Genomic DNA, 21,054 nt, shown 5'->3' on the forward strand with positions numbered 1-21,054 from the left:
AATGGCATTAAACATGAAGAAAATGGCCGGAAGGCCGCTCATTTTCTCAAAATATTTAGATAATCAAGAATCTCCATTCAGAATTTTCATCAAATTCCGAATGGAGATTCTAATTTAAGGGCTTTTTGTCACAGCCCCTTTTTATTTGGTTGTCTGCCAGAATGGGTACTGGGTAACGTCCGTACTGAGGTCGACAAAACGATTACCCAATGGTTCACCATCACTTTGTTCAAACTCAAGGGAGGTCGTTGTGTAGTGGAATTGGGATCCTGTTAAGTGGTTGGCAAAACGGGAATTTGGCAGCTTCCCTCGGGAAAACTGGATTAGTTGCCAAAAGGTGATTGGCCAGCCCTTTTGTTCCGCCACAAGCAGGTCTAATTGTGGTTGACTAAGGCTACTTGTGGGCGCAACCTTGACGCCACCACCAATGAAGGGATGATTGACAAGCAGGACGATGTACGCCCGGGGATAAAAATTCCGCGAGTTCCCTTGTTGAACCATTAGCTGGAAGGGCTGTTGGTCGTAAACGACCCCTAAGGCCTGACGAAGGTAGCCGGGGTGCCAAAGATGAAATGCGGTAGACTGCTTTCTGGCGCTTTTCCCATTAACTCGACTAACGATCGCGGCATCAAAACCAACGCCGATGTTATTTAGAAAATAGCCTTCTTCATTTTTGATTGCCTAATGGTAGTGGCCAATATTGACATTGGTTACCGTTGTGGTATTAAGAATTTGCTGGAGGGCATCCAGCGGTTTTAATGGTACCCCAAAAGCGCGGGCAAAGTCATTATTAATACCTGCCGGAATAAAGGCCAGGGGGAGGGGACTAGTGTGGAGACGGTGACTCTCCTTAATAAGGCCGTTTAAGACTTGGTGAAGGGTCCCATCACCGCCGATTACCATGACAATACCCTTTTTACGCCTTTGGACGAGACGGGTTGCAAAATATTCAGCGCTTGAGCGGTCCTTGGTTGTGTGGATGTCAAAGCTAGCCTGCGCTTGGATTAATTGGGGCTCAATTAACTGCCATTCTTTTTGCGCTTTACTGTTACCGGCAGTTGGGTTAAGGATGATTGAGTAATGCATAGTGATCTTCCTTCTTGATCTTAATAACTATATAACCGGATAAGAAGTTAATTAATCTTCAAAATAAGTTGGGCTCTTCATGAATGCAATAGGGCCCAGCGTTCGGTTCATCCGAATGTTGGACCCCATTGGTATTCAGCATCATATGTATGTGGGGACGCCCGTGGACCCCTGACCTGAAAATTAGAAACTCGTCATTTTGAAGTTTGGATTTTGCTTTTCGTACGCAAGAGCCTTCTCATCAAGTTGTTCGACATACTCGATACTATAGTCGGTGTTATGTTCAACCATTAAAAGGGCCTCTGGTTCGGAGTCAGCTTCGATATAAAGTGACTTGGTGTTTTCACGAACGGGGCGCTTGGTACTATCTGGTTGATAATATACTTTAAAGATCATTCTACTAAAAACTCCTTAAAAGATGTTATTTTCAGTGTTTTACCTTATCCATTTTAGCACATCTAAGTTTAGCTGTCCTCAGAATTGGCAACATGGTATGATTAATTTAGCAAAGAGGCTTATGGGGGTTACGAGATGAAGACAATTATAATTTGCTTAATCGCTGTTGTGGTGGTGGCGTGCTTGTACACCGTTGTTCATCGTATCTTGATTAACCGGGCAACAATTATTTTGCGACGTCAAGCACAGGAGACAACCGACGCCGCGGTTAATGACAGTTTACAGACATTATTAGGGTGGGATCGTTCCCTAAACTCACAACTCGTTGCTGATGTTTGGGGAAAAGGCGTCTTAGCCTTTGAATATCACTTCGATGGGGACGAAACACGGGACGCTAAGCTGACGCCCCAGAGCCTTAATAAACAGTTAGGTAATTACGCTAACGACCACCAACTAACGGCGGTTAACACAAAGTTTAGCGTGTTTAAGGTTACGGACTGGTGGCAATATGAAGGTGTCCTCCATATTGATGTCGCATATATTTTAAATGAAGCTACGGCAGAATATGTCGCTGACCTAAAGAAACTTAAGCAACACAGTAAATAGAAAAAGCGACTTTTGGTACCCATGATAGCGGGTGTCAAAAGTCGCTTTTAACATTTTAGCTGATCATTACTGTATCAGCAGGGGCCTCAAATGGGGCTTGTTTATTAATGTGGTCGTAGAATAAGACGCCGTGGAGGTGGTCAATTTCGTGCTGGCAAACAATTGCCGGATAATTCTTTAGCCGAACCTGGTGTTTCTTGCCGTCCGTATCCTGGTAGCGGAGGGTGATCCGGTCGTGACGTGGTACGTATCCGGGCACATCCTTATCAACGGAGAGGCAACCTTCACCTTCAGTCAACGCTCCATATTGCACAGATTCACTAACAATTACCGGGTTAATAATAACATCCTTAAATTCTGGTTGACCATCCTTTTTCAATGGTGGGACTAAAACAGCAGCCATTTGTTTAGAAACCCCGACCTGTGGTGCGGCTAAGCCGACGCCAGCCCGCAACTTATATTTTTCACAAAGTTTGGGATCCTGGCTGACTTCCAAATATTCCATCATTTTTTTGGCCAACTGTTGGTCTTCCTCAGAGAGGGGGAATTCAACCTTAGCAGCCCGCTTCCTTAATACCGGGTCGCCGTCACGAACAATATCCTTCATTAAATACACTTTTTCCGCCTCCATTAATAGTTATCAATACTAGTCTATCATAATGCCTATCGATGACAACGCCCAAAATTAGTCTCATTATTATACAAAATCATCAAGTTAGCGTTTTCACATGCATAACTTATAGTCAACACGCAATAAAAAAGTCTATGAAAGCGCTTGTATTATGTTCAGAATTAGGTATACTAGAAACTGTAAGTAGGCAATCGCTTATATATGATGTTAATTGGATTTGGAAAGGGATGTTTATAATGGCCGAAGCCAAAGCTGTAGACTTTGCTAAGATTAAAGCCGAAGAAGGCGCTGCATTTGCAAAGCCCGTTCGAATTCTTGATAACGATGGTAAAGTCGTTAACAAGGATTTAATGGCTAATTTTACTGATGACCAATTAGTCGACCTGATGAAGAAGATGGTATGGGAACGTGCACTTCACGAACAAACCATGTCATTCTCACAACAAGGTCGTTTAGGATTCTATGCTCCTACCTGGGGTGAAGAAGCATCCGAAATGGGGACCGCTTCTGCATTTAAGAAGCAAGACTTTCTGTTCCCAGCATACCGTGACTTACCACAATTGATTCAACATGGTGCTACTGTTGCTCAAATGTACTTATGGTCAAAGGGTCACGTTAAGGGTAACCTGTTCGACGCTCGTGCTCTTCGTCCACAAATTATCATTGGTGCACAAATGGTTGAAATGGCCGGTGCTGCTTTAGGTATCAAGAAGAACAAGGAAAAGGATACCGTTGCATATGCATACACCGGTGAAGGTGGAAGTTCACAAGGTGACACTTACGAAGGGATGAACTTTGCTGGTGCCTTCCAATCACCTGCTGTCTTCATTATTCAAAACAACGGCTGGGCTATTTCTTACCCACGTAAGAAGCAAACTCATGCTCAAACAATTGCCCAAAAGGGTGTTGCCGCTGGTATCCCAGCTGTCCAAGTTGATGGGATGGATGTTTTGGCATGTTACGAAGTTGCCAAGGAAGCTCGTGAATTCGCTGCTGCTGGTAACGGTCCAGTTCTGATTGAAACCTTGACTTACCGGTTCGGTGCCCACAGTTCCGCTGGTGATGATCCTAGTCGTTACCGGACTAAGGAAGAAGAAAAGCCATGGTTCGACAAAGACCCACTGATTCGTCTCCGTAAGTACTTGACTGAAAAGGGTCTCTGGTCTGAAGACGAAGAAAAGAAGTACGCTGATGAATGCAAAGACGACTTCAAGAAGGCCATGAAGGAAGCAGACGCTGTTGAACCTGAAAAGGTTACGGATATGCTGAAGCGGACCTTTGAAGTACCAACCCCTGATATTAAAGAACAAATTAAGAAGTACGAAGCAAAGGAGTCGAAGTAATCATGGCTAAAAAGACTTATATCAAAGCTATTACTGAAGGTATTGACATTGCTTTAGCTGAAGATCCTAAGACCCTCGTTTTCGGTGAAGATGTTGGTAAAAACGGTGGGGTCTTCCGTGCTACTAACGGATTACAAAAGAAGTATGGTGCTGACCGGGTATTCAGTACACCACTAGCTGAATCTGGTATTCTCGGGATGTCAATTGGTTTAGCTGTTACCGGCTGGCGTCCAGTTCCTGAAATCCAATTCTCTGGTTTCATTTTTGAAGCCTTAGACTCAATTGTTGCCCAAATGTCACGGATTCGTTTCCAATACAATGGTACTAAGAACGCGCCAATTACTATCCGGACTCCATACGGTGGTGGTACCCACACTGCCGAACTGCACGGGGACGACTTTGAAAATTTCTTCGTTGGTGTACCAGGACTGCGGGTTGTTACCCCAAGTTCTGCCTACGATGCTAAGGGTCTGATCATTTCTGCCATCGAAAACAACGACCCAGTTGTCTTCCTTGAAAACTTGCGCCTCTATCGTTCAGTTAAGGGTGAAGTTCCTGACGACAAGTACACTGTTCCGTTGGACAAGGCTAACGTCGTTCAAGAAGGTAAGGATGTTACCATCATTGCTTACGGTGGTGAAGTGTCCGAAGCCCAAAAGGCTGCTGAGAAGTTAGCTAAGGACAATATTTCTGCTGAAATTATTGACCTTCGTTCACTTTACCCACTTGACACTGACACTATTTTTGAATCCGTCAAGAAGACGCACCATGTTGTCATTGTTCAATAATCTCAGAAGCAGGCTGGTGTTGGTGCACAAGTTGCTTCTGCCATTTCTGAAGGTGCAATTATGTACCTTGACGCACCAGTTAGCCGGGTAGCTGCACCAAACTCTGTTTACCCATTCCCACAAGCAGAAAATGTTTGGCTCCCAACTGCTAACGACATTGAAGAAGCTGCGCGCGACACAGTTAATTATTAATCATAGCTAGATTGCTATTGGTTATGAAAGGAAGTTAATTCGATATGGCATACAAATTTAGATTACCAGAAATGGGTGAAGGTCTGACCGAAGGGGATGTTGCTTCTTGGTTGGTAAAGGAAGGCGACCAAATTAAGGCCGACGACCCATTAATTGAAATTCAAACTGATAAGTCAACTACTCAATTGGTATCACCAGTTGACGGGACCGTTAAGACCCTTAACGTCAAGGAAGACGACCACGTTGAAAAGGGTGATGACCTGCTCTTAATTGATGATGGTAAGGACGGCGTAAGCACCAACGTTGAAGCCGAAGGTGGCGACGACGATGATGAAGACGAAGCTCCAGCAGAAGACGAAGCACCGAAGGATGAAGCTCCTAAGGAAGATGCCGCTCCAGCTAAGGGTGGCGTAGCCCCACTGGCTGAACCTAACAAGCTTGTTATGGCAATGCCTTCTGTTCGTCAATATGCTCGTGACAAGGGCGTTGACATTTCACTTGTTCAACCAAGTGGCAAGCATGGTCAAGTTCTGAAAGAAGATATTGACAACTTCAATGGCGCTGCTGCTCCAGCTAATGGTGCTGCCCCAGCTGCAGCCGCTGCTCCAGCTAAGGCTGCTGGTAACACCATTAAGCCTTACAAGGGTGCTGGTGAAGATGCTGAAACCCGCGAACCACTTTCCAACATGCGGAAGATCATTGCTAAGAACATGCGTAAGTCTGTGGATATCAGTCCAATGATCACATTACTGGACGATGTTGAAGTTTCCGCAATGATGGCTAACCGGAAGAAGTATAAGCCAGTTGCTGCTGATCAAGGTGTTCATTTGACATTCTTGCCATACGTTGTTAAGGCCTTAGTTGCCACAATGAAGAAGTTCCCAGAATTCAACTGCTCCATTGATGACAGCACGATGGAATTAGTTCAAAAGCACTACTACAACATTGGTATTGCTACGAACACTGACCACGGTCTGTATGTACCAAACATCAAGAAGGCTGACTCTAAGAGCATGATTGAAATTGCCAAGGAAATTGCTGACAATGCTCAAGCTGCTGAAGACAATAAGCTTTCACCAGATTCCATGGCCGGGACTTCAATGACGATTTCTAACATTGGTTCTATGCGTGGTAAGTGGTTCACCCCAATCATTAACCAACCAGAAGTTGCTATCTTAGGTGTTGGTACGATTGCTACTGAACCAATTGTAAATGACAAGGGTGAAATTGTTGTTGGCCACATGATGAAGTTATCATTAACTGTTGATCACCGGTTGATCGATGGTGGTTTAGGTCAAAACGCAATGAACTACCTGAAGAAGCTGTTACACGACCCAGAATTGCTCGCTTTGGAGGCTTAATGTATTATGGCAGATGTTGAACAAAAGGATACAGTTATTGTTGGTGGAGGCCCAGGTGGTTATGTTGCCGCTATCCGGGCTTCGGAATTAGGTCAAAAGGTTACTTTAATCGAAAAGGGTGACCCAGGCCTAGGTGGTGTATGTCTGAACGTTGGGTGTGTCCCATCAAAGGCATTGATTGCTGCCGGACACCGTCTCCAAGAAGCAAAGGATTCGTCAACCTATGGTGTTTCTAAGACCGATGCTACAATCGATTTCAAGAAGACCCAGGAGTGGAAGCAAAAGAAGGTTGTTGACCGGATGACCCGTGGGGTTAAGATGCTTCTTAAGAAGCACAAGGTAGAAATTATCGATGGTGAAGCCATCATGGATAACGATCACCAGTTCCGGGTTATCAAGCCAGGTCCAAAGCAGTTCATGGACAATGATGCTGGCCGGACCATTACTTGGAAGAACCTTATCTTAGCAACGGGTTCCCGTCCAGTTGAAATTCCAAACTTCAAGTTTGAAGGCCGGGTTATTGACTCTACTGGTGGCCTGAACCTGCCAGAAATCCCTAAAGAACTTGTTGTTATCGGTGGTGGTTACATCGGTTCCGAATTGGCTGGTGCATATGCTAACCTTGGTTCCCATGTTACGATTATCGAAGGTCTTCCTTCAATCCTGAACGGCTTTGACAAGGATATGGTTAAAGTTGTCGAAAAGAATATGAAGAAGAAGGGCATTGACATCATCACTGGTGCAATGGCTAAGAACTCAGAACAAGACGATAACAGTGTTACGGTTACTTACGAAGTTGATGGTAAGGAAAGCTCAATCAAGGCTGACTACTGCATGGTCTCCGTTGGTCGGAAGCCAAACACCGACAACTTCGGTCTTGACATGACCAGTGTTAAACTTAATGACCACCATCAAGTTATCGTTGACCAACAAGGTCGGACAAATGTTGATGGTATTTGGGCAATCGGTGACATTGTTCCAGGTCCTGCCCTGGCTCACAAGGCTTTCTTTGAAGCAAAGACTGCCGCTGGTGCGATTGCCGGAAAGAACACTGCTAACGACTGGGTAGGCGTTCCTGCTGTCTGCTTCACTGATCCTGAAATGGCAGAAGTCGGCATGAATGTTGACCAAGCAAAGGATAAGGGGATTGAAGTTGCTACCGCACAATTCCCATTTGCCGGTAATGCCCGGGCCGTTTCCCTGGACGAACCAGATGGCTTCGTTCGTTTGATTTACACTAAGGACGAGAAGAACGTCGTTGGTGCCCAAATCGTTGGCCCTGGTGCTAGTGACATGGCTGGTGAATTGTCATTAATTGTTAACTGTGGAATGAATGTTGAAGACGTCGACTTAACTATTCACCCACACCCAACTCTTAATGAACCAATCCAAGAAGCTGCTGATATTGCGCTTGGCTTGCCAACCCACATTTAGCACTGAACGTTAATATAAGTGAACAAGGAGTTACGACTACGGTTGTAACTCCTTGTTTTTTGGTCTCGCCATCTTTTGGTAGGCAGGTTATAATATAGCCAGTTAGCGTTAAAGGGGGAGAGGTAAATTCATGAGACAGCAGAATTATTCATATCCACTTGATCCTGACTGGACGACGGACGAGATGGAGACGGTGATTGCTTTTTTACGGGTAGTTGAGGATGCGTATGAAATTGGCGCTCCCCGTAGCAAGGTCTTGGAAAAGTATCGTGCATTTAAAAAGGTCGTCAGCAGCAAAGCGGGGGAAAAACAACTGGGGCGGCAGTTTGCTAAGAATTCTGGCTATCAGCTCTATACTGTTGTAAAACTTGCTTCAATGAGTCAAAAGAAAATAATTAAGGTGGCTGATGATTAATGACTGAAAAGATTGACGCGGCCGTTATTAAGTTGATTCAGGATGTTAATGAAATGACCCTTAAGCGAATGAACGAGCCTTATCACGTTGCGGAAAAGACCAATTACAATGACTTGGTAACCACTGTTGATAAGGAAAACGAACGCTTTATTGACCAGCAATTGGAAATAATTGATCCGGGCTGTCGGATCTTAAGTGAGGAAGGATTTGGCACTCATAATCTGACGAGCCTTAGCGGTCATGTTTGGATTGTGGATCCAATCGATGGGACGCTTAACTTTGTTCGCCAGCATGATAATTTTGGTATTATGTTAGCCCTGTATGTTGATGGTCAGCCGACTCTGGGGTATATCATGGACTGTGTTAACCGCCGTCTGTACCATGGTAGCAGGGGACAGGGCGTCTATGTTAATGAAAAACGGAGTGAGCCCCCAGTTAGCCTTGACCTCCACCATGGTCTGGTGGCAATTAGTAGTCCTTTAATCTTAAGCAATGTTCACAACCTGCCAGCGGTTGCCCAGGCAGCCAGCGGCCTTCGGATGTACGGCAGTGCGGCCAAGGAAATGATTGGTGTCTTAAGCGGTGAGTTAGTAGCTTACATTTCACACTTACGGCCGTGGGATCTGGCCGCTGGACGTGTTTTGGCTGAAGAACTAGGTCTTGTCGTTAAATCAATTGACGGCACTACACCAGATGTGCTATCATCTAACCTTGTATTGGTAGCTACAACACAAGCCAGTGAGGATATTGCAAAGATTACTGGTTAGCTGTTAAGCTGTGACTAAATTGTCACAGTTTTTTTATGAAATCGAAGCTGGAAGAGTGTATACTTATCCAGGAATAATTGTTTAAATGAAAGGAAGAACCAAGCAATGAAAAGACGTGACGACATTCGTAACATTGCGATCATTGCCCACGTTGACCACGGTAAGACAACCCTGGTTAACGAAATGCTGAAGCAATCAGATACTTTACCAGAGCACTTCTCAATCGAAGACCGTGCGATGGATACTAACGCAATCGAACGTGAACGGGGTATCACTATCCTGTCTAAGAACACTGCTGTTAAGTATGGTAAGTACCAAATCAACATCCTGGATACCCCAGGACACGCTGACTTCGGTGGTGAAGTGGAACGGGTTATGAAGATGGTTGACGGTGTCCTCCTGGTTGTTGATGCCTTTGAAGGGACGATGCCACAAACCCGCTTCGTTTTAAAGAAAGCATTGGAACAACACTTAACCCCAATTGTTGTCATCAACAAGGTTGATCGTAAGGGTGCTCGTCCGGAAGAAGTAGTTGACGAAGTTCTGGACCTCTTTATTGAATTAGGGGCTGATGAAGACCAACTTGACTTCCCAGTTGTTTACACTTCTGCCATGAATGGGACTTCTAGTTACGATTCCGACATTTCTACACAGGAACATACTATGAAGCCGCTCTTTGATACAATTATCAAGACCATTCCGGCGCCAGTTGACAACTCTGATGAACCACTCCAATTCCAAGTTGCTATCCTTGACTACAACGACTTTGTTGGCCGGATTGGTATTGGCCGGGTATTCCGGGGAACCATTAAGGTTGGGGATAACGTTACCCTCTTGAAACTTGATGGTTCTAAGAAGAACTTCCGGGTTACTAAGCTGTTTGGGTTCTTCGGGCTTAAGCGACTGGAAATTAAGGAAGCCAAAGCTGGGGACTTAATTGCTGTTTCCGGGATGGAAGACATCAACGTTGGTGAAACGGTTGCTGATCCTGACCACCCAGAAGCACTGACGCCACTGCGGATTGATCCACCGACACTGCGGATGACTTTCCGGACCAACGATTCACCATTTGCGGGCCGGGAAGGTAAGTTTGTGACTGCTCGTCAACTGGAAACCCGTCTGAAGCGTGAAATGCAGACCGATGTTTCCCTGAAGGTTGAAGACACGGATGACCCAGGTGCCTGGACAGTTTCTGGACGTGGTGAACTGCACCTTTCAATCCTGATTGAAACTTTGCGTCGTGAAGGTTACGAACTGTCTGTTTCACGGCCAGAAGTTATTTACCGTGAAGTTGATGGAACAATGTGCGAACCATTCGAAGAAGTCCAGATTGATACTCCTGATGAATACACCGGTGGTGTTATCGACAGCTTATCCAAGCGTAAGGGTGAAATGCAAAACATGGAACCCGGCGAAAATGGTCAGACGCGCCTGATCTTCCTCGCACCTTCACGGGGCTTGATTGGTTACTCCACTGAATTCATGACCCTTACTCGGGGATACGGAATCATGAGCCACACCTTTGAAAAGTACGCACCAGTTATCAAGAACTGGAACCCTGGTCGGCAAAAGGGAACGCTGGTTTCAATGAATGCCGGTAAGGCAACGACCTACGCAATGATGGGGATTGAAAGTCGTGGTCGTCTCCTGATTGACCCAGGTACGGAAGTTTACGAAGGAATGATCGTTGGTGAAAACAGCCGTGAAAACGACATTACTGTTAACATCACCAAGGGTAAGAACTTGACTAACGTTCGTGCAGCAGGTTCCGATGAAATGGCTCACATCAAGACACCAACTCACTTCTCCCTTGAAGAATCACTTGAATTCTTGAACGAGGATGAATACTGTGAAGTAACTCCAGAAAACATCCGTCTACGGAAGAAGATTTTGAACACTAATGCACGTGAAAAGGAAGCAAAGCGCCGTCGTGCTGCTTCGCGGAAATAGTTACTGACTACGGAGGGAACTGGAAAGGACATTGGTCCTTAACCAGTTCCCTTTTTTATCGCGTAACCTTTTCTAAATTTACCAGTAACGATTAATGTTATAATTAAATCTGTATTTTATTGGTTAAGGTAGGTGGCAGTTAATTAAAATGAGAAAATTACGGCTCCGGCGGCTTCCACTGAAGAGCGCATGGCATGACATGCGTTACTGGGATTACTACTTACTTGTCCCGTTTTTAGTGCTTTGCTTGGCCGGAATAATCATGGTTTATTCTTCCAGTGCGGGTATCGAGATGCAAAATGGGGGAAGTCCGCAAGGCTACTTGGTAAAACAGTCGATCTACGCCATAGTCGGGATGGCCTGTGTCTTCTTCTTCGCTAACCTGTCGATGAAGCACTTACGAACACGGCGCTTTTTGCGGGATTCAACCTTCATAATGCTTTTCTTACTGTTATTTGTCCTGATTGTTGGCCGGGCAGTTAACGGGGCCAAGGGTTGGATTTCCCTGGGGCCAATTAATATTCAGCCCGCGGAATTTTGTAAGCTGTACTTAATCTTGTACCTTGCCGATCGGATGGCCAGGGCACGACAGAGTGGGTCACACTTTCTGGATTCAGGTGCTGCCGCTGGTCCACTACTGTTTGCGGGTGTATTTTTAATCCTAATCCTTGTTCAGCCTGATACGGGGGGCTTCGCAATCAACTTCGCAATTATTGCGGTGATGCTGCTTGCCTGTGACTTCCGCTGGGGTTTTGGCATTGGCCTGATTGTTGGTGTGCCCACTGTTTGCTACTTCCTTTTGGAAAAAGCCATTGAGTCTGGACTCTTTCACGGTGGTTACCGGGCCCAACGATTCATCGCCTTTATGAACCCTTTCGGTAATGCCAGTGGCTCAGGGAGTCAACTGGTTAATTCCTATTACGCGATTAGTAATGGGGGAATTTTTGGCGTGGGCCTTGGTAATAGTATTCAAAAGATGGGTTACCTTCCCGAACCAAATACCGACTTTATCATGTCAATTGTGAGTGAGGAGTTGGGCCTGGTTGGGGTAACAGTCATCTTGGGTCTTTTACTATGCCTGATCTGTCGGATCATCCTGGTCGGTGTCCGGAGTAATTCACTATACCAAACCTTGATTTGTTATGGGACAGCGACTTTTATGATTATTGAAACGGCCTTTAACATTGGTGGTGTCTTGGGCCTTCTCCCAATCACCGGGGTTACTTTTCCCTTCATCAGTTACGGGGGATCTAGTATGCTGGTTTTGTCCAGTGCAGTGGGAATCATCATGAACATCAGTATCCAACAAAATAAGGGTCGCCTCCAAATGGGGAGGCCGTTTGTGGCGAATGAAAGGGGTAATTATTAATGTTCAAATTAACCGCACGGCGCGCCCTAATTGTTTACATTAATGGTAACCGTGTTATCCGGACCCTCCGCCACTACGGAATGGTTCGTTATGTCTCGCGGCGGATGCACTATGTTGTCCTGTACGTTGACCAGGACCAAGTAACAGCTGTTACAGACAGGCTAAAGAAACTGCGGGCAGTACGCAGGGTCGAGCAGTCCTACCGGCCAGACCTTGACCCCACCCTTACCGATCTGGAAATGACGGGAATATACAAATTGCATGATGAGGATGATAAAGAATGAGAGTTGTTGCAGGAAAATTTGGTGGTCGCCGGCTTAGTGCGGTCCCGGGAATGGCGACCCGGCCGACCACTGACAAAGTCAAGGAAGCCCTCTTTAACATTATTGGCCCCTACTTTGACGGGGGACAGAGCCTGGACCTATTTGGCGGGAGTGGGGGCCTAAGCATTGAGGCCGTTTCCCGGGGAATCGATAAGGCGGTACTGGTTGACCGTCAATACCAAGCTATTAAGACAATTAAGAAAAACATTGCGACTACCAAACACCCAGACCAATTCCAAGTCTACAAGATGGACGCCCATAAGGCTCTTAAGCTCTTGGGTAAGAAAGGGCAGGCTTTTAACCTGGTCTTCCTTGATCCCCCATACGCTAAGCAGCAAATCGTTAAGGACATGTCATTGATGGCGGAAAACGGCCTGTTGGCAAATGGCGCAGTCATTGTTGCTGAGACAAATCAGGAAGCCAAGTTGCCAGACCATGACTGGGACCATTTTAAGTTCTGCAAACGGCAGTCCTATGGAATCACCGTCCTAACAATTTACCAATACGAAAAGGAGTAGAAACATGAAAATTGCATTATTTCCGGGAACCTTTGACCCCCTAACGCTGGGTCACCTGGACCTTATTAAGCGGGGCAGCGCCCTGTTTGACCAACTCGCGGTGGCGGTCATGACCAACGAGAGTAAGAAACCACTGTTTACCGTTGATGAACGTGTTGCGCAGGTAAAGGAAGCTGTTAGCGGGCTCGCTAATGTGTCAGTTATTACTGCTCAGGGACTGACTGTTGACCTGATGAATAAAATTGGGGCAGATTACTTGATGCGGGGACTACGGAACACTGAGGACTTTCGCTATGAACGTGATATTTCAGCAATGAACAACTACCTTGATGACCAGTGTGAAACGGTTTTCTTCTTAGCAAAACCGGAATACCAGCACCTGTCGAGTAGCTTACTAAAGGAAGTCACCGCTGCTGGTGGTGATATTTCAGCCTACCTACCCGCCAATATTAATGCAGCATTGAAGAAACGTCTTGAAGAACGCCAACTGATGCAGGTGAAGGAAAGCAATGAAAAGACAAGATAAAAAGGTCCTGCGGTGGATTGGTGTTGTCCTGGCTGCCGTCCTGTTTGTTGCATGGTCGCTTTTGTGGCCACTCAACTCATATATTGAAGCACCCGGCAACGCCAGTAACCTCCGCTCATTTGTAAAAATTAAGGGACACCCGGACCCGGGGAAAGGAAGCTTTATGATCACTTCAGTTGCCCTCCAGCAGGCCCGGCCAGCAACTTACCTCATAGCAAAGATGGTCCCTTATTTGTCAATCGAGAGTGCTGATGACGTTACGGGCGGGCAAAATAACGCAACCTTTGACCGCGTACAAAAGTTTTATATGCAGAGCTCGATAAATGAAGCCATTGCGGTTGCCTATAAGGCCGCTCACCAGTCAGTAAATAAGAAGTACCTGGGAATTTATGTCCTGCAGGTTCAACCGTCTTCAAAGTTTAAAAAGGTTATTCACGTTGGGGACACAATTACCAAGGTAAATGGCCGCCATTTCAACACGGCCCAGGGATACCAAAAGTACATTGGTCGGCAAAGAGTGGGCAGTCCGTTGAAGGTGGCCTTTAAGCGGGATGGCAAAAAACATACGGCAACGAGAAAACTCGTTCGCCTAACCAAGAAACGCGCCGGAATTGGTATCATGTTGACCAATAATATGAAGGTTCACACGAGACCGGCCGTCAAGGTTGATCCAGGACAACTGGGGGTACCTTCTGGCGGCCTGATGTTTACTTTGCAAATTTACCAGCAGATCAGTGGCCATGACCTGCAACGGGGTCGTAAGATTGCCGGGACCGGAACAATTGATTCTGCCGGTCGGGTCGGTGAAATTGGTGGAATTGACAAGAAGGTTATTGCCGCCCACCGTGCCGGGGCAACAATTTTCTTTGCACCGTACGTTAAGCCCTCTAAGTTGCTCTTAAAGTACGAGGAGGGTCACCAGACGAATTACCAGATGGCCAAGACGACAGCCAAAAAATACGCACCCAACATGAAAGTTGTTCCAGTGACCAGCTTTAAGCAGGCGGTTAACTACCTGGAAAGTCACCGTTAGTAATTTTAAAAAGAAACGGAGAATTAAGTTTTTCCGTTTCTTTTTTGTTTATTACCGTATTTATTAGGTGGAGGGGATGAAATGGAAAGAATAAGGGAATTATGGATGAACTACCGTAGCCAGCTAATTGGTGGAGCAATTGTCATTACCCTCCTCCTCTTCTTTGTTGGCCGTTTGGTGACTAATCGCGAAGCAAGCACTGATCAAAAATTCACAACGCCTGCTAGCACGTCGTCAATAAGCACTAGTTCGCTGCACACCGGTCGAGTTTGTGTTGATATAAAAGGGGCGGTTAAGCGTCCCGGAGTATACCGCTTGACCGGGGGTGCGCGGGTTGATGAAGCGCTCCATGCCGCTGGTGGACCTTTGCCCACGGCAGATATGCGCCAGGTCAATTTAGCAAAGGAACTTACTGACCAGCAAGTACTTTATGTGCCAACCCAGGGTGAGCAGGTACCAGCTGAATTGGCGGCTGGGAGCTGTACTGCTCCCAGCAAAAGTAATGATAACAAGCCAATTGTTAATCTTAATTCGGCAAGCAAGGAGCAGCTTTGTCAAATTTCGGGGATTGGTGACAAGAAAGCAGATTTGATTTTGGCGTACCGCCAACAGCACGGCCAATTTAAGAGTGTCGATGAGTTAAACCAGGTTTCGGGATTTGGTGAGAAAACCGTTGCAAAAATAAAAGATCAATTATCTGTCTAATTTTTTTGGCTAATGAATATTTTTTGCTATACTAAACTTAAATTAAGGGAGTGATAGAGTGAAAAAACGGATTGACTGGGATCAGTATTTTATGATCCAAGCAGCTTTGCTCGCCTCACGAAGCACATGCACGCGGCTTTCAGTGGGGGCAGTACTTGTTCGTGATAAACGAATCATTGCTGGTGGTTATAACGGGTCTGTTTCCGGTGATGACCACTGTATTGACAAAGGATGTTACCTTCGCGCGGGGCACTGTGTCCGGACAATTCACGCTGAGATGAATGCCTTGCTTCAGTGTGCTAAGTTCGGGATGTCAATGGATGGTGCCAGCCTGTACGTCACTGATTTTCCTTGTCTGCAGTGCACGAAGAGCCTCCTCCAGGCGGGAATCAAGGAAATTAACTACATCCGTAACTACCATAACGATGATTACGCGATGAAGTTAATAAAGATGAAGAATGTCAAATTACGCCAAATTAAATTAGACACCAATATTCTCGATGAAGTTCACCTGGATCAGTATATTGACCCGGGTGCTGGGGAAAAGTAGATTCGTCATTACTGGATCTTCCCGGCAATGCTGGCGGGAACCTTAGCAACGGCGATTGCGGCAGAAAATAAGTGGCTTCTTTTGATTGCTGGTTATCTTTTCTGGCGCATTTTTAAATTACACCAACGGCAAGTCCTTTTAACAAGTATCCTCGTTGCTGTCGGTTTAGCCCTCCTGACAGGAAATTTTAACCACTGGGTCGGTGCCCACACGCTTCGGAATGTACAAGCAGGGACCTGGCGAATTGTCATCTATCCGGATGAGGTGCGGCATAATGGAAGCTTAGTCTTTTTGACGGCCCACTATCCTGGTACATGGCAAAAAGACACGGCAATGGTTCGGGCGCGGACGCCAGAAGAGTTATCCCGTTTTACCCGGTCAAAATTACCAACGGTTTGGCAGGTGACGGGGGACCGGCAGCCCATTATTCCAGCGACTAATGATAACCAGTTTGATACCCAGCGCTATTATTATCAGCGACGAATTTGCAATGAACTGCGCATCAAAGAGGTTAAAACGATACAACCGTTGCGCCGGTATAATATTGTAGTTTGCTGTCACGTTATCCGCAGGCGACTGATTGCTTTTTTCAACCGGATGCCCCGGCCGCTCGCCGGCTATTGTCAACAATTGATAATCGGCGAGCAGACTCAGGACACTGGGGAATTGATGGAGAATGCAAAACGGCTGGGAATTATCCACCTTTTCTGTATCTCCGGAATGCACGTCGTCCTGTTAGTCACCTTGGTACGGATGACTGCCACTTACTTGTGGCTTGACCTCGAACTGGTTAATTGGTGCTTATTATTTTTCTTACCAGCCTATTTAATAATTGGTGGCGGCTCGGTTAGCCTTATTCGGGCGGTAATTATGATGGAGCTTATTCTTGGTCACCGAATACTAAAAATCGACGCCTTGGATGGCTGGGCAATTAGCCTTCTCATTGGGATGGCATGGAATCCCTATTTATTGTTAAACCTGGGTGGGCAACTGACTTATTTATTATCGTTAGTCCTCCACGTGATTAACCCTCAGATAGGTAATTTTAAGCGGTGTTGGTGGCTCGGCCTCGTGAGCTTACCGTCGATATTAGCAAATGTCTATGAGGTTCACTGGCTAAGTTTTTTTGCCAGCTTTATTATGATTCCATTCTTCTCTGTCGTTATTTTTCCGCTGGTGGTGGTTAGCGCAGTTACCTATGACTGCGTTCCTTTGGTCGGACAGTTCGTAAACGAGGTGCTGATTTTCTTTCAGCACTCCTTGAGTACTATCGGACAAATTCCGGGGATGATTCCCTTTGGAAAGCCACCACTGTTTTGGAACCTTGCCTTTTTTATATTGACGCTCTGGCTTCTCGAACGGCCATCATTCAAAAAATACGATTACCTGCTTGTTGCCTATCTGGTATGCTTCACGGTAATCCACTTTCCGCTCGCTGGGGAAGTTACCTTCGTGGATATTGGTCAAGGATATAGTATCCTAGTTCGGACCCCACTTAACCGGCGGGTGATGCTGATTGATACCGGGGGAAAGTTAAATTTCAAACAACCGCAGTGGGCGCGGATGACCGTGCATAGTGATGGCGCGAAAAGGGCAACGATCAATTATCTGAAGAGTCGGGGAATTACGACCATTGATACGATTTATCTTAGCCATCATGATGCGGACCATATCGGCTATTTACCGACCTTCCTAAAAGAAATGCGGGTGCGTAAGATCGCCGTGCCGGCAGGAATGGAGGATCAGGCACAACTAATCAAGCGGTTAAGTAATGGCCACTTCACTGGACAGCTTCGGGGTGTGACCGACCGTGACCAAGTAGATCCGGAGCTAAGAATACTCCATCCCTTTAATCGTGGTGATGGCGAGAACGAGGATTCAATGGTCTTAACCGGCAACTTTGGTGGGCAGTCGTTTATCTTTACCGGTGATTTAGACCGGCAGGGTGAACGAGCTGTTTTACAACGTTATCCCGACTTGCGGATTGGCGTCCTTAAATTAGGGCACCACGGGAGTCGAACCGCCAGTGATCCCCAGTTCTTAGATACCCTCCATCCTCAAATTGGGATCATCTCTGCTGGGCGGTTTAACCGCTATCACCACCCCAATGATGACGTTGTTGAAGAATTGAAATGTAGAAACATAAAGCCCCTTTCCACCCAGCAGTATGGAATGATAAAATACAATTATCGCGGCCAAAGTGGAAAGTGGCAGACTAAATTAAGGGGAGACGAGATAAAATGGACGTTGCCGAGCTCACTAAGCAATTGAAGACAACAACACCGGCAATGGTGTACCTGGTATTAGGAACTCAGCAGGTTCTCTTAGATGAAGCAGTTCAGCAGTTTATTAAGTTGGTTCCGCCTGAACAACGGGTCATGAATGTTGGTCGCTACGACATGGAAACAACCCCTGTTGCAACGGCCCTTGACGATGCAATGTCGGCGCCCTTCTTTGGGGAACGGCGTCTTGTGCTGGTCAATAAGCCCTTCTTTTTAACTAACGAGCGGGGAAAGGGAAAGGTTGATCATGATATTCCCGGTCTCTTAACATACCTTGAACATCCTGAACCATCGACGACATTAGTGTTCTTGGCACCATATGAGAAACTTGATGGGCGAAAAAAGGTTGTTAAGAAACTAAAAAAGAGTGCAGTGGTGGTCGACGCGGCGCCATTGGATGAACGTCAGGCACGGCAACAGGTTGTTCGTGAGCTAAAGTTGGCGGGGTTCACGATTGACCAGGCGGCAATGGACGAACTTGTTCAACGGACCAATGCGAACTACGGCCTGATGAAAGCAAATACGGAAAAATTAAAAATTCTTGCTTACCAAGAGAAGCATATTGATTCATCGATGGTGCAAAACTTGGTACCGCAATCGCTCGATGAAAATGTGTTTGACCTGGTTACGGCGGTTTTAAAACACAACCAACCACGTTCTTTAAGCCTCTACCAGCAGCTACTAGCAGGGCAGCAACAACCTTTACAAATAAACGCCGTACTGGTAAGTCAGTTCCGCTTACTGATTCAGCTTAAGGTCCTTGCTCACCGGGGTCTAAGTCAAGGAAGCATGGCGAGTCAACTAAATGTTCACCCGTACCGGGTAAAACTAGGCTTGCGGACTGTTCGGCAGTTTTCAATGATGGCGTTAGAGAATGCCTACCTGGGTCTAATTAATATCGAACGGTCGCTAAAGACGACCCAACGCGATCCAGAACTTCTCTTTCAACTTTTTATGTTAAAGTATAGTCAACGCTAATCTGAATTTAGGAGATAGAAAAAGGCCAGCAGAAACCTGCTGACCTTTTAATGTATGTTGAAGAAAGAAAAAAGGCAACTTCACACAAGTTGCCTTAACAAAACTCATTACTTGTTGTAACGAGCTGACAGACGGGACTTGTCCCGAGCTGCTTTATTAGCCTTGATAAGACCCTTTGAGTGGGCACGGTCAATTGCTGAAATAGCGTCCTTGTATAATTGATCAAGGTCACCTTCACCAGCAAGCTTGGCCTTGTCGAACTTCTTGATAGCAGCCCGCATGTGGCTTAATTGGGAAGCGTTACGTGCTTCGGCCTTTTCACTAGTCTTAACACGTTCGATCGCTGATTTGATAATTGGCATGAGTTTCACCTCCGATACCCGGTATTCAGTTGACCAGAATTTTCAACATTTGTCATTATACAAAAGACTGGGCCTTATTGCAATAGTTTACCGGTAATAGCACGGTAATTGATGAAAAGAGTTGCAAAAATCCGTTAAATGACGTATATTAATATCGACGTTTAACGTCCTGCCTCTTCTCAGTTTGACGATCCTCACCGACGTCGTACTTAGAACTAGGCATACACAAATTTGAAAGGTGGGAAATTGATCATGGCTCTTTCTAAAGAACGTAAGGATCAAATCATTAAGCAATTTGCAACACACGAAGGCGACACTGGTTCTACTCAAGTTCAAGTCGCAGTATTAACCGCTGACATTAACGAACTGAACGAACACCTTCGTACTCACAAGCACGATTACCACTCACAACGTGGTCTGATGAAGAAAATCGGTCACCGTCGTAACCTCTTGGCTTACTTACGCCGGACTGACCTTCCTGCTTACCGTGAATTGATTAAGGAACTGGGATTACGTCGGTAATTTCAGTCGCAAGGGTACCCCATTTTGTGGGGTGCTTTTTTATAAACGGGCAAGGAAACACGTTCTTTTAAGGACGTGATGAATTGCCCATTTTTAAATCTTTTAGTCGAACACACGTTTTAAGATATGATATAATATCCTTAACAGAGAATGGTGTTCAGGTATTAATTAGCTTTGTTGACTGGCCAATGATGAAAGATTGTGGTGAAAATGGCACAAGTTATAAAGGGGATCAAACTTCGCCTTTATCCCAATGTCCAGCAAAGGGAACAATTGTGGCAGATGTTTGGTAATGATCGCTTCGTTTGGAACCAAATGTTGGCGATGGCCAAGGAGCGGTATCAGAATAATCCCAGCAGTTACTTCGTCAATGAATACGGGATGAATTATCTACTGAAGAGACTCAAGCAGGAATACCCATTCCTTCGGGCGAGTGATTCAATTAGCTTCCTGGTAGTCAATCATAATCTCGCCCAAGCCTTTAAGATGTTATTTAAACATCGGGGCGGTTACCCACGTTTTAAATCGCGTCGTGCTATTCGCCAAGCTTATACGGGGCGGTCAGTTTGTCGGGTGCTTGCTAAACGGCGGGTGAGATTGCCTAAGCTGGGCAGTATCCGCACCAGCAAAACAACCCGGTTAGCTAATGGCAAGATTAAGTACTATACGGTTTGTCTCGAGCCCACTGGCCGCTACTATCTGTCATTACAAGTGGCAGTTGAAGCTCCCGAACACTTAAGAAAGACGGGAAAAGCAGTCGGGATAGATGTTGGTATTGCCGATTTAGCCATTAGTTCTGATGGGATTAAGTACGAAACTTTTAATGCTAAATGGGCGGAAAAGCAAGCAACCAAGTGGCAGAGTAAGTATGCCAAACGGAAGCATCAGGCGACGGCTGCTGTCTGTCAATGGAACCA

Annotated in this window: 23 protein-coding genes and 1 pseudogene; 19 read left to right on the forward strand and 5 right to left on the reverse strand. The window is 45.9% G+C overall.

Annotation, left to right across the window (positions count from 1 at the left end; translation table 11 throughout):
* Positions 1-141: 141 nt before the first annotated feature.
* From FD32_RS10465 to FD32_RS08145, 3 genes are all read right to left on the reverse strand, one after another.
* On the reverse strand, positions 142-678 hold the full coding sequence (locus tag FD32_RS10465; RefSeq protein WP_337588853.1) for a diacylglycerol/lipid kinase family protein: 537 nt from the start codon (positions 676-678) through the stop codon (positions 142-144).
* A gap of 3 nt (positions 679-681) precedes the next feature.
* Positions 682-1,086, reverse strand: coding sequence for an acylglycerol kinase family protein (locus tag FD32_RS10470; protein WP_337588852.1), 405 nt, complete (start codon positions 1,084-1,086; stop codon positions 682-684).
* A gap of 183 nt (positions 1,087-1,269) precedes the next feature.
* The gene (locus FD32_RS08145; protein WP_047769047.1) at positions 1,270-1,482 is read right to left on the reverse strand and encodes a DNA-directed RNA polymerase subunit epsilon; all 213 of its coding nucleotides are present in this window, start codon (positions 1,480-1,482) and stop codon (positions 1,270-1,272) included.
* Between the two features lie 135 nt (positions 1,483-1,617).
* Between FD32_RS08145 and FD32_RS08150 the strand changes: the two genes are divergently transcribed.
* Complete coding sequence (locus tag FD32_RS08150; protein WP_047769049.1) at positions 1,618-2,088, forward strand: hypothetical protein; 471 nt, start codon at positions 1,618-1,620, stop codon at positions 2,086-2,088.
* A 55-nt stretch (positions 2,089-2,143) separates the two neighbouring features.
* Here FD32_RS08150 and def read toward each other — a convergent pair whose 3' ends face one another.
* Positions 2,144-2,704 carry a peptide deformylase gene (def, locus tag FD32_RS08155; RefSeq protein ID WP_047769051.1) on the reverse strand — a complete coding sequence of 187 codons (561 nt, stop codon included), beginning with the start codon at positions 2,702-2,704 and terminating at the stop codon, positions 2,144-2,146.
* 251 nt (positions 2,705-2,955) lie between these two features.
* Between def and pdhA the strand changes: the two genes are divergently transcribed.
* The 16 genes and pseudogenes from pdhA to holA all read left to right on the forward strand — a co-directional run bounded on the left by pdhA (position 2,956) and on the right by holA (position 19,253).
* Positions 2,956-4,062 carry a pyruvate dehydrogenase (acetyl-transferring) E1 component subunit alpha gene (pdhA, locus tag FD32_RS08160; protein ID WP_047769053.1) on the forward strand — a complete coding sequence of 369 codons (1,107 nt, stop codon included), beginning with the start codon at positions 2,956-2,958 and terminating at the stop codon, positions 4,060-4,062.
* Between the two features lie 2 nt (positions 4,063-4,064).
* Positions 4,065-5,042: pseudogene (locus FD32_RS08165) on the forward strand (alpha-ketoacid dehydrogenase subunit beta).
* 44 nt (positions 5,043-5,086) lie between these two features.
* Positions 5,087-6,403, forward strand: a complete 1,317-nt coding sequence (locus FD32_RS08170; RefSeq protein WP_047769054.1) for a 2-oxo acid dehydrogenase subunit E2 — start codon at positions 5,087-5,089, stop codon at positions 6,401-6,403.
* A gap of 6 nt (positions 6,404-6,409) precedes the next feature.
* Positions 6,410-7,837, forward strand: a complete 1,428-nt coding sequence (gene lpdA / locus FD32_RS08175; protein WP_047769056.1) for a dihydrolipoyl dehydrogenase — start codon at positions 6,410-6,412, stop codon at positions 7,835-7,837.
* A 130-nt stretch (positions 7,838-7,967) separates the two neighbouring features.
* Complete coding sequence (locus FD32_RS08180) at positions 7,968-8,252, forward strand: UPF0223 family protein (RefSeq protein WP_047769058.1); 285 nt, start codon at positions 7,968-7,970, stop codon at positions 8,250-8,252.
* Complete coding sequence (locus FD32_RS08185; protein WP_047769060.1) at positions 8,252-9,019, forward strand: inositol monophosphatase family protein; 768 nt, start codon at positions 8,252-8,254, stop codon at positions 9,017-9,019. The genes FD32_RS08180 and FD32_RS08185 overlap by 1 nt, the downstream gene beginning before the upstream one ends.
* Before the next feature lie 105 nt (positions 9,020-9,124).
* Complete coding sequence (gene typA / locus FD32_RS08190) at positions 9,125-10,969, forward strand: translational GTPase TypA (RefSeq protein WP_047769062.1); 1,845 nt, start codon at positions 9,125-9,127, stop codon at positions 10,967-10,969.
* Positions 10,970-11,117: 148 nt separating this feature from the next.
* Positions 11,118-12,338 carry an FtsW/RodA/SpoVE family cell cycle protein gene (locus tag FD32_RS08195; RefSeq protein ID WP_420323855.1) on the forward strand — a complete coding sequence of 407 codons (1,221 nt, stop codon included), beginning with the start codon at positions 11,118-11,120 and terminating at the stop codon, positions 12,336-12,338.
* Complete coding sequence (locus FD32_RS08200; RefSeq protein ID WP_047769065.1) at positions 12,338-12,622, forward strand: YlbG family protein; 285 nt, start codon at positions 12,338-12,340, stop codon at positions 12,620-12,622. The genes FD32_RS08195 and FD32_RS08200 overlap by 1 nt, the downstream gene beginning before the upstream one ends.
* Positions 12,619-13,179, forward strand: coding sequence for a 16S rRNA (guanine(966)-N(2))-methyltransferase RsmD (gene rsmD, locus FD32_RS08205; RefSeq protein ID WP_047769067.1), 561 nt, complete (start codon positions 12,619-12,621; stop codon positions 13,177-13,179). The genes FD32_RS08200 and rsmD overlap by 4 nt, the downstream gene beginning before the upstream one ends.
* A 4-nt stretch (positions 13,180-13,183) precedes the next feature.
* Entirely contained in the window at positions 13,184-13,705 is a 522-nt protein-coding gene (gene coaD, locus FD32_RS08210) for a pantetheine-phosphate adenylyltransferase (RefSeq protein WP_047769069.1), read from the forward strand.
* Positions 13,689-14,738 (forward strand): SepM family pheromone-processing serine protease, encoded by a 1,050-nt coding sequence (locus tag FD32_RS08215; protein WP_047769071.1) that lies wholly within the window; start codon positions 13,689-13,691, stop codon positions 14,736-14,738. The genes coaD and FD32_RS08215 overlap by 17 nt, the downstream gene beginning before the upstream one ends.
* 81 nt (positions 14,739-14,819) lie before the next feature.
* Positions 14,820-15,443, forward strand: a complete 624-nt coding sequence (locus tag FD32_RS08220; protein WP_047769073.1) for a helix-hairpin-helix domain-containing protein — start codon at positions 14,820-14,822, stop codon at positions 15,441-15,443.
* Between the two features lie 58 nt (positions 15,444-15,501).
* A complete protein-coding gene (locus tag FD32_RS08225; RefSeq protein ID WP_047769075.1) occupies positions 15,502-15,993 on the forward strand; it encodes a ComE operon protein 2 in 492 nt (163 codons plus the stop codon).
* A 27-nt stretch (positions 15,994-16,020) separates the two neighbouring features.
* On the forward strand, positions 16,021-18,264 hold the full coding sequence (locus FD32_RS08230; RefSeq protein ID WP_082126066.1) for a DNA internalization-related competence protein ComEC/Rec2: 2,244 nt from the start codon (positions 16,021-16,023) through the stop codon (positions 18,262-18,264).
* Positions 18,234-19,253, forward strand: a complete 1,020-nt coding sequence (gene holA, locus FD32_RS08235; RefSeq protein ID WP_047769077.1) for a DNA polymerase III subunit delta — start codon at positions 18,234-18,236, stop codon at positions 19,251-19,253. The genes FD32_RS08230 and holA overlap by 31 nt, the downstream gene beginning before the upstream one ends.
* Positions 19,254-19,360: 107 nt before the next feature.
* Here holA and rpsT read toward each other — a convergent pair whose 3' ends face one another.
* Positions 19,361-19,615: a 30S ribosomal protein S20 gene (gene rpsT, locus FD32_RS08240; RefSeq protein WP_047769079.1), complete on the reverse strand. Its 255-nt coding sequence runs from the start codon at positions 19,613-19,615 to the stop codon at positions 19,361-19,363.
* 252 nt (positions 19,616-19,867) lie between these two features.
* Between rpsT and rpsO the strand changes: the two genes are divergently transcribed.
* Positions 19,868-20,137 carry a 30S ribosomal protein S15 gene (rpsO, locus tag FD32_RS08245; RefSeq protein WP_003711721.1) on the forward strand — a complete coding sequence of 90 codons (270 nt, stop codon included), beginning with the start codon at positions 19,868-19,870 and terminating at the stop codon, positions 20,135-20,137.
* 210 nt (positions 20,138-20,347) lie between these two features.
* Positions 20,348-21,054: RNA-guided endonuclease TnpB family protein (locus FD32_RS10345; protein ID WP_235803794.1), on the forward strand; the 707-nt coding region annotated here is incomplete at its 3' end.

It is taken from the genome of Limosilactobacillus panis DSM 6035 (assembly GCF_001435935.1).
GTDB classification, from domain to species: domain Bacteria; phylum Bacillota; class Bacilli; order Lactobacillales; family Lactobacillaceae; genus Limosilactobacillus; species Limosilactobacillus panis.

Excerpts from the sequence above, each read along its gene's own strand:
- FD32_RS08200 (WP_047769065.1), top strand. The coding sequence starts at position 12,338 with ATGTTCAAATTAACCGCACGGCGCGCCCTAATTGTTTACATTAATGGT.
- holA (WP_047769077.1), top strand. The coding sequence starts at position 18,234 with ATGGACGTTGCCGAGCTCACTAAGCAATTGAAGACAACAACACCGGCA.
- FD32_RS08220 (WP_047769073.1), top strand. The coding sequence starts at position 14,820 with ATGGAAAGAATAAGGGAATTATGGATGAACTACCGTAGCCAGCTAATT.
- FD32_RS08185 (WP_047769060.1), top strand. The coding sequence starts at position 8,252 with ATGACTGAAAAGATTGACGCGGCCGTTATTAAGTTGATTCAGGATGTT.
- lpdA (WP_047769056.1), top strand. The coding sequence starts at position 6,410 with ATGGCAGATGTTGAACAAAAGGATACAGTTATTGTTGGTGGAGGCCCA.
- FD32_RS08215 (WP_047769071.1), top strand. The coding sequence starts at position 13,689 with ATGAAAAGACAAGATAAAAAGGTCCTGCGGTGGATTGGTGTTGTCCTG.
- FD32_RS08230 (WP_082126066.1), top strand. The coding sequence starts at position 16,021 with ATGCTGGCGGGAACCTTAGCAACGGCGATTGCGGCAGAAAATAAGTGG.
- rpsO (WP_003711721.1), top strand. The coding sequence starts at position 19,868 with ATGGCTCTTTCTAAAGAACGTAAGGATCAAATCATTAAGCAATTTGCA.
- FD32_RS08150 (WP_047769049.1), top strand. The coding sequence starts at position 1,618 with ATGAAGACAATTATAATTTGCTTAATCGCTGTTGTGGTGGTGGCGTGC.
- pdhA (WP_047769053.1), top strand. The coding sequence starts at position 2,956 with ATGGCCGAAGCCAAAGCTGTAGACTTTGCTAAGATTAAAGCCGAAGAA.
- typA (WP_047769062.1), top strand. The coding sequence starts at position 9,125 with ATGAAAAGACGTGACGACATTCGTAACATTGCGATCATTGCCCACGTT.
- FD32_RS10470 (WP_337588852.1), bottom strand. The coding sequence starts at position 1,086 with ATGCATTACTCAATCATCCTTAACCCAACTGCCGGTAACAGTAAAGCG.
- FD32_RS08180 (WP_047769058.1), top strand. The coding sequence starts at position 7,968 with ATGAGACAGCAGAATTATTCATATCCACTTGATCCTGACTGGACGACG.
- rsmD (WP_047769067.1), top strand. The coding sequence starts at position 12,619 with ATGAGAGTTGTTGCAGGAAAATTTGGTGGTCGCCGGCTTAGTGCGGTC.
- FD32_RS08145 (WP_047769047.1), bottom strand. The coding sequence starts at position 1,482 with ATGATCTTTAAAGTATATTATCAACCAGATAGTACCAAGCGCCCCGTT.
- FD32_RS08170 (WP_047769054.1), top strand. The coding sequence starts at position 5,087 with ATGGCATACAAATTTAGATTACCAGAAATGGGTGAAGGTCTGACCGAA.
- rpsT (WP_047769079.1), bottom strand. The coding sequence starts at position 19,615 with ATGCCAATTATCAAATCAGCGATCGAACGTGTTAAGACTAGTGAAAAG.
- coaD (WP_047769069.1), top strand. The coding sequence starts at position 13,184 with ATGAAAATTGCATTATTTCCGGGAACCTTTGACCCCCTAACGCTGGGT.
- FD32_RS08195 (WP_420323855.1), top strand. The coding sequence starts at position 11,118 with ATGAGAAAATTACGGCTCCGGCGGCTTCCACTGAAGAGCGCATGGCAT.